This is a genomic window from Brucella sp. TWI432, assembly GCF_039674445.1.
Classification (GTDB): domain Bacteria; phylum Pseudomonadota; class Alphaproteobacteria; order Rhizobiales; family Rhizobiaceae; genus Brucella; species Brucella chromiisoli.
This window is the reverse complement of the sequence record NZ_JBDJNL010000009.1, coordinates 74952-93780: the sequence shown is the minus strand read 5'-3', so window position 1 is coordinate 93780 and position 18829 is coordinate 74952. Positions and strand designations below refer to the sequence as shown.

The window sequence follows — 18829 nt, the reverse complement described above, 5'->3', positions numbered from 1 at the left end:
TAAATCGGCCTCATGATCAGAGTGCTAATGTAACCGTGACCGGAACATGATCTGACGGCTTTTCCCACGCGCGGACATGTTTTTCGATGTCAGTTGCAACGAAATGGTTCGCCGCTTCTGGCGACAGCATCAGATGATCGATGCGAATGCCGTTGTTTTTCTGCCATGCACCAGCCTGATAGTCCCAGAATGTATAGAGCCCCACATCATCGGTTGCCGCACGCACGGCTTCAGTAAAGCCCAGATTTTCAAGTCTGCGCAAAGCCTGGCGTGATTGCGGCTGAAACAGCGCGTCGCCTAACCATTGTTGCGGGTTTTGGGCGTCATAGGGTTCAGGGATCACGTTATAGTCGCCTGCAAGAATCAGCGGCTCTTCCAGCTCAAGCCTGCTCTTCGCCCAGTTTTCGAGGCGCTCCATCCATGAAAGCTTATAGGAAAATTTTTCCGTATCGATCGGATTGCCGTTGGGTAGATACAGCGAAACGACACGAAGAACGCCTTTATCAGTCGAAAAGACGGCTTCGATAAAGCGGGCCTGTTCGTCGCTTTCATCGCCGGGAAGGCCGCGATTGACCTCGTCAGGTGATTTTTTGGAAAGAATGGCAACGCCATTAAAGCCTTTCTGGCCATGCGTCTCGACATGATAGCCAAGCGCTTCAATCTCCAGTCGGGGAAACAGATCGTCCACCGACTTGATCTCCTGAAGACAGGCAATGTCAGGTGATGATTCCTTCAGCCAATGCTGGAGGTTTTCGATGCGCGCTTTGACGCCGTTAATGTTCCATGTCGCGATTTTCATGATCAAATGATTAGGCGCAAGAGACGGCGAGGGCAAGCGCTGCTCCCTCTCCATCACAGAATTTCGCCTTGGCTCGATAATTATTCAAATGCCATTTGTATTGCTGCTTTCGCGTTCCTATCTCCATAAAACCGTAGCTAAACAGGAGATTTGAATGTTCGACGCCAAAAAGCTTCTTGACCAATTTCTGGGGTCGCAAATACCGGGTACGTCAGGAAGTGTTCGTGACAAGGCAGGGCAGGTCACTGATCTCGCAAAGAAAAACCCATTGGCTACGGGGGCGATTGCCGCGGCAATTTTGGGCACAAAAACCGGGCGCAAGCTTGCCGGTAATGTAGCGACTGCTGGCGGCATTGCAGCGATCGCCGGTCTTGGCTATCTCGCTTACAAAAATTATAAGTCAGGTCAGCAGCCGCAGGCAGCCGGGCAACCAGTGGCAAAAGAACCGGAATTACTTCCGCCACCGCCAGCCGATTCTCCGTTTCATCCGCAATCTCCCACAATGAGCAATAGTTTTGCACTCACACTCATTCAGGCGATGATTGCAGCCGCAAAGGCTGACGGTCATATCAATGATGCAGAGCGTGTCCGCATTATGGAAAAGGTGCAGATTTCTGGGCTCGACAATGAAGCGGAAGCTTTCTTTGAGAAAGAACTTGCCCAACCAGTCGATATTGATGCGCTGGTTGCAGCCGCGCAGACCGAAGAACAGAAGGTCGAGCTTTACACCGCTTCCCGCTTGACCATTGATCCCGATAGCCGTGCAGAACGGGGATATCTGGACATGCTTGCCGGGCGCCTTGGTCTGCCGGATGCGCTGGTCGATCACATCGATGCGACAGTTTCATCCGTCAAAGCCTGATAAAGAAAAACCGGCTGCACAGAGCGGCCGGTTTCCCTTTTCAAGTTATAGACCTGATCAGATCGCAAAGCTTGTTCCGCAGCCGCAGGATGCGGTGGCATTCGGATTGCGGATCTGAAACGATTGTCCCATCAGATCATCAACAAAGTCGATTTCCGATCCATCCATGTAAGGCACGGAAATGGAATCGATGAGCACCTTGGCACCAAGCTTTTCAATAACGATGTCATCGTCGGATTGATCATCTACAAGATCATATTTGTACGAGAAGCCGGAGCAGCCGCCGCCTTCGACCGAAACGCGAAGCGCAGTCTTGCCCGGTTCAGAACCGATAATTTTTGCGATCCGCTTGGCTGCGGATTCAGAAACGGTAATATCTGTCATCTGCCTTGTTCCGCTTGCAATTGCACTTGCCCAGTTGGAATTTTCGAAATTCACGACCAACGCATACTTGCCTTCATGTTTAGCTGATAGCTATGAACGCGAGGTGTGGAAGTCAATGTCTACCTGAATTTAGCGTAATCATATTACAGTGAGGAATGCATCGCAATGTCCCCGGAAGGAATTGGGTCACTTGACGGAATAGGCTTCGGTTATCGTGAACGAGCACCCTATGCCAGCAATCCGATTTTGAGCCGTGGACGGCTGGTGCCGGAGCCGGAAAGCGCCACACGAACGCCGTTTCAGCGCGATCGTGACCGAATCATACACTCAACCGCATTTCGCCGTCTCAAGCATAAAACGCAGGTCTTTATCGCGCATGAAGGCGATCATTACCGAACCCGCCTGACCCACACAATTGAAGTGGCGCAGATCGCGCGCGCGCTGGCACGTGCTTTGCGGCTGGATGAAGATCTCGCCGAAGCCGTAGCGCTCGTGCATGATTTTGGCCACACGCCTTTTGGACATACCGGCGAAGATGCCCTGAATGAGCGCATGAAGCCCTATGGCGGCTTTGATCACAATGCGCAGTCTTTGCGTATCGTAACCAAGCTTGAGCACCGTTATGCGGATTTTGACGGTTTGAACCTCTCATGGGAAACGCTGGAAGGGCTTGTCAAACACAATGGTCCGCTGATTGGTCCTTTTGCGAGTCATTCGGATGAACCGGTTCCGCTGCCAATTCTTGATTTCAATGCACGCTATGATCTTGAATTGTCGCGCTTTGCGAGCCTTGAAGCACAATGCGCGGCAATCGCCGATGATATAGCCTATAATGCGCATGATATTGACGACGGTCTCCGCTCCGGTTTGCTGACGCTTTCAGGTTTAGACGAGGTGCCCCTGACCAGAAGGCTTCTGGATATCGTCAGAACCCGCTATCCGGGGCTTGATCCGGTACGCACAGGCCATGAGCTTGTGCGTCGGCAAATCACCGTCATGGTTGAGGATGTGATTGCTGAGTCGCAGCGCCGCATCGCAGGCGCCAATCCGCAGACGCTTGAAGATGTGCATGCCCAGCCATGTGCCCTTGTTGGCTTCTCGGAGACGATGCGGGATGAAGAAAAAGTCCTCAAGCGCTTCCTGTTCAAAAATCTGTATTTTCATGAAAGCGTCGTGGTGCGCAGACATGCAGCAGATAAAATCGTGCAGGATCTGTTTGATATTTGCTTCAATGATCCATCCATCATGCCTGCCGAGTGGCAATCGGGCTGTGAAACGCTTGATGAGGCGGGCAGGGCACGCCGTATTGCCGACTATCTCGCCGGCATGACTGACAATTATGCCGTGCGCGAACACCGACGATTGTTTGACCATACACCCGATTTAGCTTAATCGGGTCCTCACGAAGTGGGTTGTGGCGCTTAGATGCGTCAAAGTCTCCGCTATTTTTATGACGAGCCAACGCCGGAAACCGCAACAATTGCCGGACGGAAGCCTGACAGGACGAACCATGAATATCTTTGCAGATTTCGACGCACGTATCAAAAAAACGTTGCAAGATATTGATCTGAAAGCGAAAGATGGCGGCGAGCTTGATTTGTCGCGTATCAGCGTTGAACCTCCACGAGACGCGACGCATGGTGACATTGCAACCAATGCGGCCATGGTGCTTTCCAAGGCTGTCGGCCAGAATCCGCGCGAGCTTGCAACTGCAATCGCCGAAGCGCTGAAAGGTGACCCGGACGTTGCGACCGTCGATGTGGCGGGTCCAGGCTTTATCAATCTCCGCCTGAAAGATGTCTATTGGCAGCGCGAATTGGCCGCGATGCTGAATGAAGGGACAGACTTTGGACGTTCGAAGCTCGGCAATGGCACCAAGGTCAATGTCGAATATGTTTCGGCCAACCCCACAGGTCCGATGCATGTTGGCCATTGCCGTGGCGCGGTCGTCGGTGATGTGCTTGCAAATCTGCTTAAATTTGCAGGCTTCGACGTCACCAAGGAATACTACATCAACGATGCGGGCGCGCAGATCGATGTGTTGGCCAATTCTGCAATGCTGCGTTACCGCGAAGCGCTCGGTGAGACGATTGGCGAGATTCCAGCCGGTCTTTATCCGGGTGACTATCTGGTGCCGGTTGGCGAGGCGCTTGCCAAGGAATTTGGCAAGAAACTTCTGGAGATGCCCGAAGAAGAAGCGCTTGTGCTGGTGAAAGAGCGCACGATCAACGCGATGATGGCGATGATCCGTGCCGATCTTGAGGCGCTCAATGTTCATCACGATGTTTTCTATTCGGAACGCAAGCTTCACGCCGATCATGCACGTATTATTCGCGCCGCGATCAATGATCTGACGTTGAAGGGCCATGTCTATAAGGGCAAACTGCCGCCGCCAAAAGGCCAGCTGCCGGAAGAATGGGAAGATCGCGAACAAACCTTGTTCCGCTCGACGGAAGTCGGCGATGATATTGACCGTCCGCTGATGAAGTCCGACGGCTCCTTCACGTATTTTGCGGCTGACGTTGCTTACTTTAAAGACAAATATGATCGTGGTTTTAATGAGATGATCTATGTGCTGGGCGCCGATCATGGCGGCTATGTCAAGCGTCTCGAAGCCGTTGCTCGTGCTGTTTCCGATGGCAAGGCGAAGCTCACCGTGCTGCTTTGTCAGCTTGTAAAGCTGTTCCGCGACGGTGAGCCGGTCCGCATGTCGAAGCGTTCGGGTGAATTCATCACACTGCGCGAGGTGGTGGATGAGGTGGGGCGCGATCCTGTGCGCTTCATGATGCTTTATCGGAAGAACGATGCGCCGCTGGATTTTGATTTTGCGAAGGTGACTGAGCAGTCCAAGGACAACCCGGTCTTTTATGTGCAGTATGCTTCGGCGCGTTGCTATTCGGTTTTCCGGCAGGCCATTGACCAGCTCGGGCTCGCGGATCTGGATCGCGTTTCGCTTGGTGCACATCTTCACAAGCTGACCGATGAGAGCGAAATTGCACTTATCCGCAAGCTTGCAGAATATCCGCGTCTGATCGAATCTGCCGCGACCCATCAAGAGCCGCATCGTCTGGCTTTTTACCTTTATGATCTTGCGAGCGCACTTCATTCGCAATGGAATAAAGGCACAGAAAACTCAGACTTACGTTTTATTAAGGTTAACGATCCAGAATTGTCTCTAGCAAGGCTAGGGTTGGTACAGGTGGTTTCCGATGTGCTGACGTCCGGTTTGACAATAATCGGTGCAGATGCTCCGACGGAAATGCGCTAAGACGGTTTCGTTACCCGCAAGATCAACAAAGGTTTTGTGCGGGGGTGGATAAGTCAAAAAGATGGAAGATCAGCGAATGTACAAGTCGTCGATCTTCCTTCAGGTGCAGAAAACTTCCGTCAACTTTTGCCCACATTGCCTCGCTACAATTTAGTGTATCGAGACGTCTTGTGACGTCCAGGGTTTGAGTTAGGAACACACCATGACGGACAGCAGTGCTAATTCCCGTAATTACGGCGAGCGTCCGCTGCACGAAGACGATCCGCTAATGGAGCTTTCGCGGATCATGGATTTCGGCGCGCCTGCTGATAACAACATTGCGCGAAACAACGATGCGCGCGAGCCGAATTTTGATTCTGCTGATGATGCGCTTTCCTTTGATCTCGAACGCGAGTTGTTGGGGGATTTCGGCGACGTTTCAGAGCCCGAAGAATACGCAATACCATTTTCGCAATCGCCATCTTACGACACGCCTCCCTATCAGAGTGCCGAGCCTCAGCGTGCCGAAGACGATCTCGCATTGGCGCTGGATGAAGAGCTTGATCTTGGTCTCGATGCAAACGAGCAGCTTTCACCTGGCGAATCTTATGAGTTCGTGGAGTCCGTTCGTTCAGACGCCAGCGCGGCTTACGTTTCGCAACATGTGGCGCAGGACGATGTGGATTATCGCCCCGCTGCCGATCAACAGTCCGAAGCACCTTATGGCGATGCATATTTGAACGAACCGGAATTGAATGCAGCGTTTGGCGATAATTGGGAAATCCCGTCAGCCGAACCGTTTGAACGCAGTGCTGCTGGCGAGCCTGTTCATCAGTCTTTGTCGCTTGAGGACGAGCTTGAAAATTTGCTTTTCAGTGACGAACCACGTTCTACCTTCGAAAACCAGTCAACCTATGGGAATCAGCCAGAGCAGGCTGCATCTTTTGCGCCGCGCTATGAAGACAGCGTTGCAGAAGCACCGTCTTATGCAGAGCCTGCCCGATATACAGAGGCTGAGCCTGTTTTCGATAACTCTCAGCTTGAAGACCCGCAAGCCTATGAGCCTGTAGAACAGGCAACAAGCTTCGCGCCTGAATCTTATGATGCACCGCAAAGCACATCGCAGGAACCTGTCTATCCGCATTACACCCTGAGCAATTTCGCACCGGGTGGCGCAACGGCAGGCGTGCTTTCAGCCGAACCTGTTCGCGCAGCTCATGCTGGCTATGAAGATGAGCCAATTGAACTGGCTGATGACTTCTCATTCGACGAAGATTTCTCACTGGAAAGCGAACAAGGTTTCACGTCTGTTGCTGCCGAAGCAACTGAGGATGAACTGTCTGGCCTTGATGACATTTCGTTCAATGAAGATGATTTTGGATTTGAAGCTTCCGGTGATGTTTCGTCACCGCCTGTGGTCGAAGACGAGAATATCTTCACTGAAGAAGATTTTTTCATCGAAGACGACCTCGATTTGGCGCCGGAAATTGCCGACGAGCCTGTTTACGCGCATGCGACCTATAATGAACAGGAACAGACGACAGCGCCTTCCTTTACCAATTATGCCGATCCGCGTTCCACTTTTGCCGCACCTGCTCCTGAAATCGAAACTTTGAGCGTGGCTGACAGCAAGGTTGAGCAAACCCATTCGCTTGATTTGCCTGACGTGAATTACGGCGAAGAAGATCCAGCCGCTTCACTGACCGATCTTGAAGCCGAGTTCGCCGAAGTGTTCAGCACAATCGATGTTGATGACACTGCGGCAAAAACAGAAGTCCAAAGCGAAGCTGATCGGGCTTTTGAAGATATTTTCCGTGAAAGCGCTTCGTCCTACCTGCCAAATGCCGGCGTAGCGGCAGGGGCCGCCTTGGGTGCCGGAGCAGCGGCCGCGGCTTACGGCCGTTATTCCGCGCCACAGGACACTGTATCTGGAACAAGCGCAAGCCAGGATGATTTCTATAATCATTGGGCCGCACAGGGCGCGCAGACAATCAAAAGTGAGGATTTGGGCACGCGTGCATCCATGCAGCCTGAAGATGATCTGGGCCGGGCATCTGAAGCTTATCTCAACCGTCCGGTGCGTGGGCGTCGTGGCCTCATTCTTGCAAGTGTTGCGGGCATTGCCGTGCTCATTGGCGGTATTGGCTATCATTTCATTGGTGGCAGCGGATCGGGTGAGCCTGTTGTGATTCGCGCCGATAACCAGCCGATCAAGGTTCAGCCGGAAAATCCGGGCGGTGCGACGGTGCCTAATCAGGATAAGGCCGTTTATGATCGCGTTGCAGGCACATTGCCGAATAGTCCTGAACAGCAGACTTTGATTTCTTCGGGCGAGGAGCCCGTTGATCTCGGCGCGCAGGATAATGATGTTGGCACGAACGATTCTCCAGAGCCAAATCAAAGCGCTGAGGCGCCTGCCAGTTCCGGTCAGGATGCGCCGCTGATCAAGACGCGTGAAGTTCAAACCATGATCGTTCGTCCAGATGGCACGATTGTCCAGCCACAGGAACAAGAACCCGCACCGAAACAGGCTACAGCAACAAATGATTCGTCGCCGATTGCGCCGCCTGCTGAAACGGATGAGATCGCTGCAATTGCAGCAGGCAGCCAGCCACCGCAATCAACGGTGAACACGCCAGCAGCCCAACCGGCACCGACTGTGCAAACACAAGCTGCCCCAGCAGTACGTGCACCCGTTGTGCCGTCCCGTCCGGCTGCACAACCAACGACGATTGTCGGCAATGTTCCTCAGCGCACACCGGCTGCAGCACCTGCTGCGGCGCAGGTCGCGTCTGCCGCGGGCGGGGGCTATTTCATCCAGATCGCCTCACAACCTTCTGCGGAACTTGCACAGAAGTCTTATGCCAATATGGCGCAGCGTTATGGCAGCGTCATCGGTGGTCGTGCAGTGGACATCAAGCGTGCCGACATTCCGAACAAAGGGACGTATTACCGCGTGCGCGTTCAGGCTGGCTCCAAAGAAGAAGCAAATGCACTGTGCGCCCGTTTCAAGAGTGCGGGCGGTAGCTGCTTTGTGACGCAATAAGTGTTGCAAAACATGATTTTTGAAGAGGGCGGCATTGGCCGCCCTTTTTCATATGCTACCATAGAGTAGTTTTTTGGTCTAAATCTCCCCAGACCCCAAGCGCAAACAGATCGAAGGAATGTTGCATGAAAGAGTGCAAGGCGTGGATCGCCGGTGTAGCGGGAACGAAGCTTACGCCCGACGAGGTGGCCTTTTTCCGCAATGAAAGGCCGTGGGGTTTTATTCTCTTTGCACGCAATGTGGAAAGTCTGGAGCAAGTCGCGGACTTAACTGCGCAATTGCGCGATGTGACAGACCGCCCGCAAACACCGATATTTGTCGATCAGGAAGGTGGCCGCGTCCAGCGCCTTCGACCACCGCTTGTTCCGAATTATCCTGCGGCAGCAGAAATTGGTGCGATTTATGATCGCGATGCCGATGCTGGCCTTCGCGCCGCATGGCTGCATGCGCGCCTTCATGCCTTCGATCTTTTGAAAGTCGGCATCAATGCTGATTGTTTGCCGGTTCTCGATGTTCCGATTGAAGGCGCACATGATGTCATTGGGGCACGGGCCTATTCCAAAAACCCGTATAATGTTGCTGCGATGGGCCGCGCTGCTGCCGAAGGATTGCTGGCTGGCGGTGTCTTGCCGGTCATCAAACATATGCCGGGCCATGGCCGCGCCTTCAGCGATACCCATAAGGAACTGGCGCGCGTGGGGGCGCCGCTTTCCGAATTGGTCGCACATGATTTTGTACCGTTCAAGGCGCTGAATGATCTGCCAATGGCTATGACAGCGCATGTGATCTTCGATTGCATCGATCCAAAGTGGCCATCCACTTTGTCGCCAACGGTGATCAATACGATCATTCGCGATGTCATTCAGTTCGACGGACTGGTCATCAGCGACGACATTTCCATGAAAGCTCTGTCGGGCGATCTGGGCGATATTGCCGAAGGTATTACCAATGCGGGCTGTGACATTGTTCTTTATTGTGCGGGTGTGATGGAAGAGCTGGTGAAAGTTGCAGCGCGCGTGCCGGTGCTTGAAGGCAAATCCCGCAATCGTGCCGACCTCGCAGAGGTTTATGCTGGCGACCCCGATCTTTCGGATGAGGAAGAATTGCGCGAAGAGTTTGGGCAAATGTTCGGCGTGGTCGCTTAAACAATGAAGCTTGGTCGATCAGCCTACGAACAATAGCAGTCAGGAAAAACGGGTGGCTCAATCGGTAACCAACACAAGTGGCAAAGACGGTACCAACGTGCCGATGGATACACTGTGGCAGGGCGAAACCGACCGCGCTGAGAACGAGCCTTCACTGCTGATTGATGTGCAGGGCTTTGAAGGCCCGCTTGACCTGCTGTTGCATCTTGCGCGCAATCAACGAGTTGATCTGTCACGCATTTCCATCTTGGCGCTTGCTGAACAATATCTGCACTTTGTTGAGCAGGCGCAGGCGCTTCAGCTTGAGCTTGCCGCCGATTATCTCGTAATGGCGGCGTGGCTTGCTTATTTGAAATCCAAGTTGCTGATCCCGAAGCAACACGATGACGATGAAGCGACTGGAGAGGAACTGATTGCGTCGCTGCAATTCCGCCTCAAGCGGCTTGAAGCCATGCGGGATGCTGCCGCAAAGCTCGTAAACCGCAATCGTCTGGGCCGCGATGTGTTTGCCCGTGGCATGCCCGAATTGGTCGTGGTTGATCGCTCCAGCCAGTTTTCGGCTTCACTATATGAATTGTTGACAGCCTATGCCTCGCAACGGCAGCGGCAGGCCGTCTCCCATGTCCAGATTGAAAAGCGTACTGTATGGTCTTTGAAGGAAGCGCGGGGTGCGCTCGTGCGTCTGATGGGGGCAAGTGCAGACTGGGTCGCTCTTGATCATTTTCTGATCCATTATGCGCTGACGCCGCAGGAGAGGGCTTCCGCTCTCGCGAGTTCTTTTGCCGCAAGCCTGGAACTGGTGCGTGAAGGCAAACTGGAAGTACGGCAGAATGCACCTTTTGAGCCAATCTATATGCGCGCAGCACATGGATTGCGCGAACTGGATGAGGACGACAATGTCTGAAGCGGAAATCTCAAGGGATGGTGATGACGATAGTCAACATCCGGCTGATTCTACAGCGCTTGCGGAAAATGCCCGTGTGGTGGAAGCCATAATCTTTGCATCAGCAGAGCCTGTTTCCGAACGGGCTCTTGCGGAGCGCCTGCCTGCCAATGCCGATATTCCCGCGATCGTGTTGCATCTTCAGAAAATCTATGAAGGGCGTGGTGTTCATCTGGTTCAGGTGGGGGCAGCATGGGCTTTTCGCACGGCACCCGATCTTCGATTTCTTCTGAGCCGGGAGACTGTGCAGCAGCGCAAGCTTTCGCGTGCGGCAATGGAAGTGCTTGCAATCATTGCCTATCATCAGCCGGTAACACGCGCAGAACTTGAAGATATTCGCGGTGTTGAAACCTCCAAGGGCACGCTTGATGTGCTAATGGAAACAGGCTGGATCAAACTCCGTGGTCGTCGCCGGACGCCGGGACGCCCGGTGACTTATGGCACGACCGACGCCTTTCTCGACCAGTTCGGCTTGCCGGAGATTCGGGATTTGCCGGGTTTGGAAGAATTGCGTGGCGCGGGGCTTTTGTCAGCGCGCATACCATCAGGATTTAGTGTTTCCGTTCCCAATATTGACCCGGATGAACTAACCGATGATGAAGAGCCACTCGAAGATATTGATCTTGAAGGGCTGGGATTGCTTGCGCCGCGTGCAGAGTGAAAAGCGCGTTTCCCGAAAGTGGGAACAGGGCATGCATAAAACAAAGATGAAGGCGGTTTGCTTGATTTGAATAAGATACGGCACACTTTCGAAAGTCGAGATTGAGCAAATAAAATCAATCTAACAGCGCTCACCGCCATACTTCCGTTTGAAAGATTTGTTGAAAGCGCTTAAATCATAGTCAGCAATACAGGAATAAGCCGTGATTTCACGGCAATGAGAGGAATAAAATGGGTAGCTTTTCTATCTGGCACTGGCTGATCGTTCTTGCAGTTGTGCTGCTTCTGTTTGGCCGTGGCAAGATTCCTGAACTGATGGGCGACGTTGCCAAGGGTATCAAGAATTTTAAGCAGGGCATGTCTGAAGAAGACGCTGCTAAGGAAGACGCCAAGACCGATACACGTACAATTGATGCCAAGGCGGAAGAAACCGTCAGCGACGTCAAAAAGACGACAAAGTCCTGATCTGTCGTGAAATTGTGCTGTGATTGTTCAAATCGCGGCATATTTTCCATAATAATGTGCGGTTTTCCGCCGAAAGACGGGACGCGCGCGATCAAAGCGCGGAGTAGCAAAATATGTTGGATATCGGTTGGTCTGAACTGCTGATTATCGCGATCGTCATGATCGTGGTGGTTGGGCCAAAAGATTTGCCGAAGATGCTCAGAGCTTTTGGCAAAGCGACGGCGCGTATGCGTTCGACAGCGAATGAATTCAAACATCAATTCAATGAGGCTTTGAAAGAAGCTGAACTGGAGGATGTGAAGACTATCGTTGATGAGGCGCGTAAGCTCAATCCACGTTCCAAGCTGACGGAAGTGTTTGACCCGATTCGCAGTGCTGGCGAAGATATTCGCGCTGGCCTTCAGTCCACAACATCCATGTCTCCGCCTGAACCTGCAAAAGTGGCCGAGGTTGCAATGCCGGTCGAAGCTACTGGTGCTACGGTTCCCGTTGATGCGCCTGTTGAGGCGGCTGTGATCAAGCCAAAGGCAACGCGCAAGAAGGCTTCGCCTGCAGGTTTGGCTGAAAAGCCAGCTAAGACGAAAGCGACAGCGGCAAAGCCTAAGACCAGCACCAAAGCAGAACCCGTTGCAAAGCCTGCTGCGCCGAAGAAGGTATCTGCGGCCAAGCCTGCAGCAAGCAAGCCCACGAAAAAGACGACTGAAAAGACAGGAACCAAAGCGTGAAACGGGATGAGGCCGAAATTGAACAGAGCGCCGCACCTCTGCTCGAACACCTGATTGAACTGCGTCGTCGCCTGATCTGGGCGATTTTGGCGTTCTTTATTGCTTTTGTTTTCTGTTTTGCTTTTGCAAAACATCTCTTCAATCTGCTCGTCGTGCCGTATCAGTGGGCAATTGACTGGGCGGGTATGGATCGTTCAAAGGCTGAACTGATCTACACCGCTCCGCAGGAATTCTTCTTTACGCAGGTCAAGGTTGCCATGTTTGGCGGCGTTGTTCTGGCATTCCCGATTATTGCTGCGCAGATTTACAAATTCGTTGCGCCTGGCCTCTACAAGCATGAGCGTATGGCGTTCCTGCCTTTCCTGATTGCTTCGCCGATTCTGTTCCTCATTGGCGGCGCGCTTGTTTATTTCTTCTTCACTCCGATGGTGATGTGGTTCTTCCTGGCGATGCAGCAGACCGGCGGTAACGGGGAAGTGCAAATTTCGCTTCTGCCGAAAGTGTCTGAATATTTGAGCCTCATCATGACGCTCATTTTTGCTTTTGGTCTCGTGTTCCAGTTGCCTGTTATAACCAGCCTTCTGACACGTGCGGGTTTGCTGACTTCGGAAGGGCTAAAAGACAAACGAAAATACGCAATTGTTATCGCGTTTGTGGTTGCTGCGGTACTCACACCTCCCGATCCTGCCAGCCAGATCGGTCTTGCCATTCCGACGATCCTTCTCTACGAGATTTCCATCATATTGGCCCGGATGATTGAGAAGCAGCGGAGTGAGGCGAAAGAAGACGCTGAGGACAGCGCTTCCTGATCCGGACATATGCTAAACAGAGGCTGCAACCCGGCAGCCTCTCTTGTTGTTAAATTTCAAGAAACGGCTTTTCCCATGCTCGATATCAAATGGATTCGCGAAAACCCTGAAGCTTTCGATACAGCGCTTGCAAAGCGCGGAGCAGGGGCCGTCTCGTCCGAACTGATCGCGCTGGATGAAAAGCGTCGTGAGCATGTTGGCAAGGTTCAGGCCGCTCAGGAGCGCCGCAATGCTGCTTCCAAGGAAATCGGCAAGGCTATGGCCGAGAAGGATGCAGAAACGGCTGATAAGCTCAAGGCCGAGGTGGGTGAGCTGAAGGCGTTCCTCACGGAAGCTGAGGAAACAGAACGTCGTTTGGTGAAAGAACTCAATGACGCGCTCTCAAGCCTTCCAAATGTGCCGGCAGATGATGTGCCACTCGGCAAGGATGAGGCGGATAATGTTGAAATCCGCCGTATTGGCAATCAACGCAATTTCTCGTTCACACCAAAAGAGCATTATGAGTTGGGCGAGGCGCTCGGTTACATGGATTTTGAGCGCGCGGCCAAAATTGCCGGTGCCCGTTTTACCGTTTTGAAAGGTCCACTTGCGCGTCTTGAACGTGCTTTGGGCCAGTTTATGCTTGATCTGCACACCACAGAGCACGGCTATCTGGAAACCATGCCGCCACTGATGGTGCGCGACGAGGCTGTTTATGGAACGGGTCAGTTGCCGAAGTTTTCGGAAGACCTGTTTCGCACGACCGATGGCCGCTGGCTTATTCCAACCGCCGAAGTGCCGCTGACCAATCTGGTTGCGGACGAAATCGTTGATCTCAAGTCGCTGCCACAGCGCTATACAGCCTTAACGCCTTGCTTCCGTTCGGAAGCCGGTTCTGCCGGTCGTGATACGCGCGGTATGTTGCGTCAACACCAGTTTCTTAAAGTGGAAATGGTGTCGATCACCGATGCAGAAAGTTCGGCCGCCGAACATGAACGCATGACAGCTTGTGCGGAAGAAGTGTTAAAACGCCTCGGTCTGCCATTCCGCACCGTGGTTCTGTGCACGGGCGACATGGGCTTTGGTGCGCAGAAGACTTACGACATTGAAGTCTGGATGCCGGGCCAGAATGCCTATCGCGAAATCTCCAGCTGCTCGGTATGCGGCGATTTTCAGGGCCGTCGCATGAATGCGCGCTATCGGCCGGAAGGGGAGAAGACCACGCGCTTTGTTCATACGCTTAATGGTTCGGGTGTCGCTGTTGGCCGTGCACTGATTGCTGTTATGGAAAATTATCAGCAGGAAGATGGCAGCGTTCATATTCCTGAAGCATTGCAGCCCTATATGGGCGGCCTCACGCGCATCGAAAAAGCCGCGTGAATTTAAACAGTTAATGACCTGAATGAAGGAGAGACGACGTGCGAATTCTGCTGACGAACGATGATGGTATCCATGCTGAAGGCCTCGCAGTTCTGGAGCGTATCGCACGCCAGCTCTCTGATGATGTCTGGGTTGTGGCACCGGAGACTGACCAGAGCGGTCTTGCACACTCGTTGACGCTTTCGGAGCCGCTTCGCCTGCGCCAGATCGATGACCGCCATTTCGCACTGCGTGGCACGCCCACTGATTGCGTGATCATGGGTGTGCGTCATGTTCTCCCGGAAGCACCGGACCTCATCCTGTCCGGTGTCAATTCGGGTGCCAACATGGCCGACGATGTGACTTATTCGGGCACGGTCGCGGGAGCCATGGAAGGCACGCTTCTTGGCGTTAAATCGATAGCACTCTCGCAGGAGTATGAATACGAAGCCGACCGCCGGATTGTTCCGTGGGAAACAGCAGAGGCTCATGCGCCTGCTCTTATCAAAAAGTTGATTGAGGCCGGCTGGCCGGAGGGCGTGCTGCTCAATATTAACTTCCCGAATTGCGATCCCGACGACGTGAAAGGCACATGCGTGACCGGGCAGGGCAAACTCAGCCATGATGCCCGTCTTGATGAGCGCCGAGACGGTCGTGGCTTTCCCTATTTCTGGTTGCAGTTTCGCCGCGCCAAATCTGAAGTTGCTGTCGACAGCGATATAGCTGCTATTCGCAATGATCATATATCTGTAACACCGCTTCAGCTTGATCTGACAGCGCATAAGGTTCGGGCTGATCTGAGCAAGGCACTTGGGGTTGAAGCATGAATCAGGCTGTGTCTGAACGCCCGCAGCTTTCGGACAGGGAAGGATTTGCATCCTTCGTCATGCGTATGCGAGCGCGGGGAATCAATGATCCCCGCCTCTTTGCAGCCATTGAATTAACGCCGCGACAGAGCTTTATGGGGTCGGCGTGGGGACATATGGCATTCAGCCAGCGGACTGTGCCGCTTGATTGCGGAGAGTATATCGAAGGCATCGATGATCAGGCTCGCGTGATTGCGGCTTTGCAACTCGAGTCGGGCCATCGTGTTTTGGAAATCGGCACCGGCTCCGGTTTTACAGCGGCAGTCATGGCGACGCTTTCGGGCCGTGTCACGACTGTTGAGCGTTATCGCAAATTATGTGACCGCGCCTTGCAGCAATTTGTAACGCTCAAGCGTGAAAATATCATGGTTAAACACGCCGATGGACGCCATGGCATGCCCGGCGGGCCGTTTGATCGCATCGTGATATGGCTTGCCTGCGAAGATATTCCGCGTCATTTCGTTGAGCTTCTGGCAACGCACGGTGTGCTTATCGCACCGATCGGGCCCGGCGACGGCCAGCAGGTTATGACGCGCATCGCAAAGGTTGGGAGCCGCTTTGAGCAGGAAAATATTATGCCTGTGCGCTATCAGCCATTTATTGAAGGCCTTTCCTCGGTTTTATGACGACTGCGAAGCTCTGGCGATTTCGCGTCGGAATGGCTTTTCGTGCTTATGGTATTTAATTGGTGAATATTTTTTCGAAGAAAGAGGCCTTCTTAACCAGCGAGTAACATTAACGCGTTTTAATGAGTCCAAGTGAGTTTTAGAGTATGGGCGAGTTGAACATGCGTTTTCCGATATTGCAGCATACGTCCGAACGTCTTCTGCGGAATGCAGCGATCGTTCTGATTGCCGGTTTTGGTGCAGGGTGCAGCGCCGATACAATGCGCTTCACGGATGGTCTTTATACCGGCTCCACGCCTAACCAGCGCGTCGTGCAACAGTCAGCCAGCGATAATTATGCGCCGGTGGCGGCTGCGCAACCTGTTTCAAGCGGGTCGGTTCAGCGCAACAGTTTGCCGCCGGTTTCTTCTGCACCTGTTGCCGCGGCGACAGCACAGACAAAGAATCAGATTAATCAGGCGCAAAATGTTGCTGCCAATAAGGTAAACAGTGCTGGAACGCAGATGGCGAGTGCCGCGGGCACTGCAGTCAACGCAAATTCCAAAGTTCTTGGGCAGTTACCGGCCACAGCAAACGGTGTTCCGCTTCCGGCTGCTAACCATGTCACGACGCCTACGGCGCAAGCTCCGGTCGCAGCTGCGAAGACTGTTGCAGCGGGTGGCTATACGGTCAAGTCAGGCGATTCGCTTTATTCGATTGCGCAAAAGCACAATGTTCCGGTCGAGACGCTCAAGCAGGCGAATGGTCTTACCAATGGTGCAATCCGTGTCGGTCAGTCTCTGACAATTCCATCGGCAGCGGGTGGCACAACACAGGTTGCAGCAGTTGCACCCCAGCCGGTAAAACCAGCTACAGAAGCACCTGTGAAAACAGCTTCGATTGCACCGAATGAAGCATCCAATGTGAAGCCTTATACGCCGCCGCAAGCGAGCAATAAGGTGATCGAAGACGCTGAAAAGGATCAGTCAGCAGCACCATCTTCGACGGGCATCTCTCAGATGCGTTGGCCAGTTCGCGGTCGCGTTCTTGCAAGCTTTGGCCAGCGTGAAGGGACGTCTGTCAATGACGGCATCGACATTATGGTGCCGGAAGGCACTGCCGTTAAGGCCGCCGAAAATGGCGTCGTTATCTATGCGGGCGATGGCTTGAAGGAGTTTGGTCAGACGGTTCTGATTCGCCACGACAATGGTCTGGTGACGGTTTATGGCCACAACAGCCAGATCCTCGTGCAGCGCGGACAGAAGGTTCGCCGCGGTGAAGACATTGCAAAATCCGGCATGAGCGGCAACGCGAAATCGCCAAAGCTGCACTTTGAAGTGCGCAAGAATTCTTCGCCGGTCAATCCATCCAAGTATCTGGAATCCTGATAGGAATTTCATTAAAAAGCAACAAAGGCGGGTTTCAAACCCGCCTTTTTTGGGTGTTTAAATTGCTTGACCCAGGCGGCCAGCGAGATCCTGAATATATTGCCACGCAACACGGCCAGATCGGTTGCCGCGTGTGGTTGACCAGGTCAGTGCTTCTGCATGCATCGCCTGCGGATCGTAATCCAGCTTGTAATGTGCGGCATAACCGTCGACCATCGCCAGATAGTCATCCTGACTGCACTTATGGAAACCGAGCCACAGACCAAATCGGTCCGACAGCGAAACCTTTTCTTCGATCGCTTCCGATGGATTAACGGCAGTCGAGCGCTCATTATCAATCATATCGCGCGGCATCAGATGGCGGCGATTGGACGTTGCATAGAAAATTACATTGTCCGGGCGGCCTTCAACGCCGCCTTCAAGCGCTGCTTTCAACGACTTATAGGACGTGTCGTCGTGATCGAACGACAGATCATCGCAAAACAGAATGAAGCGATAGGGCGCTTCCTTGATGATGTTCATCAGGGCAGGGAGACTGTCGATATCTTCGCGGTGAATTTCAACGAGCTTGAGTGGTGGTTTGTCAACCATTTCCGTATTGACGCTGGCTTGCGCTGCTTTGACGAGCGATGACTTGCCCATCCCGCGTGCGCCCCAAAGCAGAACATTGTTCGCAGGATAACCTTTGGCAAAGCGGCGGGTATTATCGACAAGCTGATCGCGGACAAGATCAACGCCGCGAATGAGCGCGATATCAACGCGGTTGACGCGCTTGACCGGATCAAGGGTCAGCCGCTCCGGTGCCCAGACGAAACAGTCGGCGACTTCAAGGTCCGGGACGCCCGGCTGTGGCGGTGCTATGCGTTCCAGAGCAGCGATCAGGCGATCGAGTTTCTGGCTGAGTATATTTTCCGTCGTCATTCCATACCCTCAGATGATGAGGCTCAGGGCTTAACATGCCACAGCATGCAGGAAAAGTGTTAGACCTTGACTGAGTAAAGTCATCGTCGGTTGCAATTGGCGCACTAACCATTGTAATGCCATTAAGAATTTGTCTTCGAGACTTCAGAGGAGTTCCTAATGTTCGTAACCCCGGCTTTTGCACAAGCCTCCGGCGGCGCCGCTGGACCAGATATGCTCATGAGCATTCTGCCATTCGTTTTGATCTTCGTGATCATGTATTTCCTCATCATCCGCCCACAGCGTACGCAGATGAAAAAGCGTCAGGAAATGCTGGCTGCTGTTCGTCGCGGTGATACGGTTGTCACCGGTGGTGGTATCGTCGGTAAGGTCCTGAAGGTTCATGACGACGGCGAACTCGACGTTGAAATCGCTGAAGGCGTTAAGATCCGCGTTCTGCGCAGCGCTCTTTCGGAAGTGCGCGTTAAGGGCGAACCAGTCGCCGACAACAAAAACAAATAATTTTATTAGACTGATGGAGTCCCGGTAAGGTTTCCATAACCGGGGCTCTATCATTATCGTGCATGTCCCGGCAGCTGCCGTGGTGCTTTCACATGGCTGGAGAGCAGTTCGCGAAATGCGCTCTG

The 18829-nt window shown here is 53.2% G+C and carries 18 protein-coding genes; 15 read left to right on the top strand and 3 right to left on the bottom strand.

Going from position 1 to position 18829, the window contains the following annotated elements:
• Positions 1-16: 16 nt before the first annotated feature.
• Entirely contained in the window at positions 17-799 is a 783-nt protein-coding gene (xth, locus tag ABE527_RS13705; RefSeq protein WP_499694241.1) for an exodeoxyribonuclease III, read from the bottom strand.
• A 154-nt stretch (positions 800-953) separates the two neighbouring features.
• Here xth and ABE527_RS13700 point away from each other — a divergent pair, with 154 nt between their 5' ends.
• On the top strand, positions 954-1661 hold the full coding sequence (locus ABE527_RS13700) for a tellurite resistance TerB family protein (protein ID WP_499697227.1): 708 nt from the start codon (positions 954-956) through the stop codon (positions 1659-1661).
• 57 nt (positions 1662-1718) lie between these two features.
• On the opposite strand, the gene erpA is transcribed toward ABE527_RS13700, so the two are convergent.
• Entirely contained in the window at positions 1719-2045 is a 327-nt protein-coding gene (gene erpA / locus ABE527_RS13695) for an iron-sulfur cluster insertion protein ErpA (RefSeq protein ID WP_007874671.1), read from the bottom strand.
• A 165-nt stretch (positions 2046-2210) separates the two neighbouring features.
• Here erpA and ABE527_RS13690 point away from each other — a divergent pair, with 165 nt between their 5' ends.
• The 13 genes from ABE527_RS13690 to dipM all read left to right on the top strand — a co-directional run bounded on the left by ABE527_RS13690 (position 2211) and on the right by dipM (position 17282).
• A complete protein-coding gene (locus ABE527_RS13690) occupies positions 2211-3437 on the top strand; it encodes a deoxyguanosinetriphosphate triphosphohydrolase (protein WP_499697226.1) in 1227 nt (408 codons plus the stop codon).
• Between the two features lie 118 nt (positions 3438-3555).
• Positions 3556-5313, top strand: coding sequence for an arginine--tRNA ligase (gene argS / locus ABE527_RS13685; RefSeq protein WP_396996658.1), 1758 nt, complete (start codon positions 3556-3558; stop codon positions 5311-5313).
• Between the two features lie 202 nt (positions 5314-5515).
• Complete coding sequence (locus ABE527_RS13680; RefSeq protein WP_499697225.1) at positions 5516-8338, top strand: SPOR domain-containing protein; 2823 nt, start codon at positions 5516-5518, stop codon at positions 8336-8338.
• Positions 8339-8463: 125 nt separating this feature from the next.
• On the top strand, positions 8464-9483 hold the full coding sequence (gene nagZ / locus ABE527_RS13675; RefSeq protein WP_265983622.1) for a beta-N-acetylhexosaminidase: 1020 nt from the start codon (positions 8464-8466) through the stop codon (positions 9481-9483).
• A 103-nt stretch (positions 9484-9586) separates the two neighbouring features.
• A complete protein-coding gene (locus tag ABE527_RS13670) occupies positions 9587-10387 on the top strand; it encodes a segregation and condensation protein A (RefSeq protein ID WP_396996704.1) in 801 nt (266 codons plus the stop codon).
• Positions 10380-11087: an SMC-Scp complex subunit ScpB gene (scpB, locus tag ABE527_RS13665; RefSeq protein WP_499697224.1), complete on the top strand. Its 708-nt coding sequence runs from the start codon at positions 10380-10382 to the stop codon at positions 11085-11087. The genes ABE527_RS13670 and scpB overlap by 8 nt, the downstream gene beginning before the upstream one ends.
• Positions 11088-11317: 230 nt before the next feature.
• Positions 11318-11551, top strand: a complete 234-nt coding sequence (locus ABE527_RS13660; protein WP_265983627.1) for a twin-arginine translocase TatA/TatE family subunit — start codon at positions 11318-11320, stop codon at positions 11549-11551.
• A 113-nt stretch (positions 11552-11664) separates the two neighbouring features.
• Positions 11665-12276: a Sec-independent protein translocase protein TatB gene (gene tatB, locus ABE527_RS13655; RefSeq protein ID WP_499697223.1), complete on the top strand. Its 612-nt coding sequence runs from the start codon at positions 11665-11667 to the stop codon at positions 12274-12276.
• Complete coding sequence (gene tatC / locus ABE527_RS13650) at positions 12273-13085, top strand: twin-arginine translocase subunit TatC (protein WP_265983630.1); 813 nt, start codon at positions 12273-12275, stop codon at positions 13083-13085. Before tatB ends, tatC begins: the two co-directional genes overlap by 4 nt.
• 75 nt (positions 13086-13160) lie before the next feature.
• On the top strand, positions 13161-14444 hold the full coding sequence (gene serS / locus ABE527_RS13645; protein ID WP_499697222.1) for a serine--tRNA ligase: 1284 nt from the start codon (positions 13161-13163) through the stop codon (positions 14442-14444).
• Positions 14445-14482: 38 nt separating this feature from the next.
• Complete coding sequence (gene surE / locus ABE527_RS13640) at positions 14483-15250, top strand: 5'/3'-nucleotidase SurE (protein ID WP_265983634.1); 768 nt, start codon at positions 14483-14485, stop codon at positions 15248-15250.
• The gene (locus tag ABE527_RS13635; RefSeq protein ID WP_265983636.1) at positions 15247-15915 is read left to right on the top strand and encodes a protein-L-isoaspartate(D-aspartate) O-methyltransferase; all 669 of its coding nucleotides are present in this window, start codon (positions 15247-15249) and stop codon (positions 15913-15915) included. The genes surE and ABE527_RS13635 overlap by 4 nt, the downstream gene beginning before the upstream one ends.
• A 146-nt stretch (positions 15916-16061) precedes the next feature.
• Positions 16062-17282: a cell division endopeptidase DipM gene (dipM, locus tag ABE527_RS13630; RefSeq protein WP_499697221.1), complete on the top strand. Its 1221-nt coding sequence runs from the start codon at positions 16062-16064 to the stop codon at positions 17280-17282.
• Between the two features lie 57 nt (positions 17283-17339).
• Here dipM and ABE527_RS13625 read toward each other — a convergent pair whose 3' ends face one another.
• Positions 17340-18203, bottom strand: coding sequence for an ATP-binding protein (locus tag ABE527_RS13625; RefSeq protein WP_499697220.1), 864 nt, complete (start codon positions 18201-18203; stop codon positions 17340-17342).
• 159 nt (positions 18204-18362) lie between these two features.
• On the opposite strand from ABE527_RS13625, the gene yajC reads away from it, so the two are divergent.
• Positions 18363-18704, top strand: a complete 342-nt coding sequence (gene yajC, locus ABE527_RS13620) for a preprotein translocase subunit YajC (RefSeq protein ID WP_265983640.1) — start codon at positions 18363-18365, stop codon at positions 18702-18704.
• The last annotated feature ends 125 nt before the right edge of the window (positions 18705-18829 follow it).

Coding starts and splice junctions, on each gene's coding strand:
- xth (WP_499694241.1), bottom strand. CDS start 799: ATGAAAATCGCGACATGGAACATTAACGGCGTCAAAGCGCGCATCGAA.
- ABE527_RS13700 (WP_499697227.1), top strand. CDS start 954: ATGTTCGACGCCAAAAAGCTTCTTGACCAATTTCTGGGGTCGCAAATA.
- erpA (WP_007874671.1), bottom strand. CDS start 2,045: ATGACAGATATTACCGTTTCTGAATCCGCAGCCAAGCGGATCGCAAAA.
- ABE527_RS13690 (WP_499697226.1), top strand. CDS start 2,211: ATGTCCCCGGAAGGAATTGGGTCACTTGACGGAATAGGCTTCGGTTAT.
- argS (WP_396996658.1), top strand. CDS start 3,556: ATGAATATCTTTGCAGATTTCGACGCACGTATCAAAAAAACGTTGCAA.
- ABE527_RS13680 (WP_499697225.1), top strand. CDS start 5,516: ATGACGGACAGCAGTGCTAATTCCCGTAATTACGGCGAGCGTCCGCTG.
- nagZ (WP_265983622.1), top strand. CDS start 8,464: ATGAAAGAGTGCAAGGCGTGGATCGCCGGTGTAGCGGGAACGAAGCTT.
- ABE527_RS13670 (WP_396996704.1), top strand. CDS start 9,587: ATGGATACACTGTGGCAGGGCGAAACCGACCGCGCTGAGAACGAGCCT.
- scpB (WP_499697224.1), top strand. CDS start 10,380: ATGTCTGAAGCGGAAATCTCAAGGGATGGTGATGACGATAGTCAACAT.
- ABE527_RS13660 (WP_265983627.1), top strand. CDS start 11,318: ATGGGTAGCTTTTCTATCTGGCACTGGCTGATCGTTCTTGCAGTTGTG.
- tatB (WP_499697223.1), top strand. CDS start 11,665: ATGTTGGATATCGGTTGGTCTGAACTGCTGATTATCGCGATCGTCATG.
- serS (WP_499697222.1), top strand. CDS start 13,161: ATGCTCGATATCAAATGGATTCGCGAAAACCCTGAAGCTTTCGATACA.
- ABE527_RS13635 (WP_265983636.1), top strand. CDS start 15,247: ATGAATCAGGCTGTGTCTGAACGCCCGCAGCTTTCGGACAGGGAAGGA.
- dipM (WP_499697221.1), top strand. CDS start 16,062: ATGGGCGAGTTGAACATGCGTTTTCCGATATTGCAGCATACGTCCGAA.
- ABE527_RS13625 (WP_499697220.1), bottom strand. CDS start 18,203: ATGACGACGGAAAATATACTCAGCCAGAAACTCGATCGCCTGATCGCT.
- yajC (WP_265983640.1), top strand. CDS start 18,363: ATGTTCGTAACCCCGGCTTTTGCACAAGCCTCCGGCGGCGCCGCTGGA.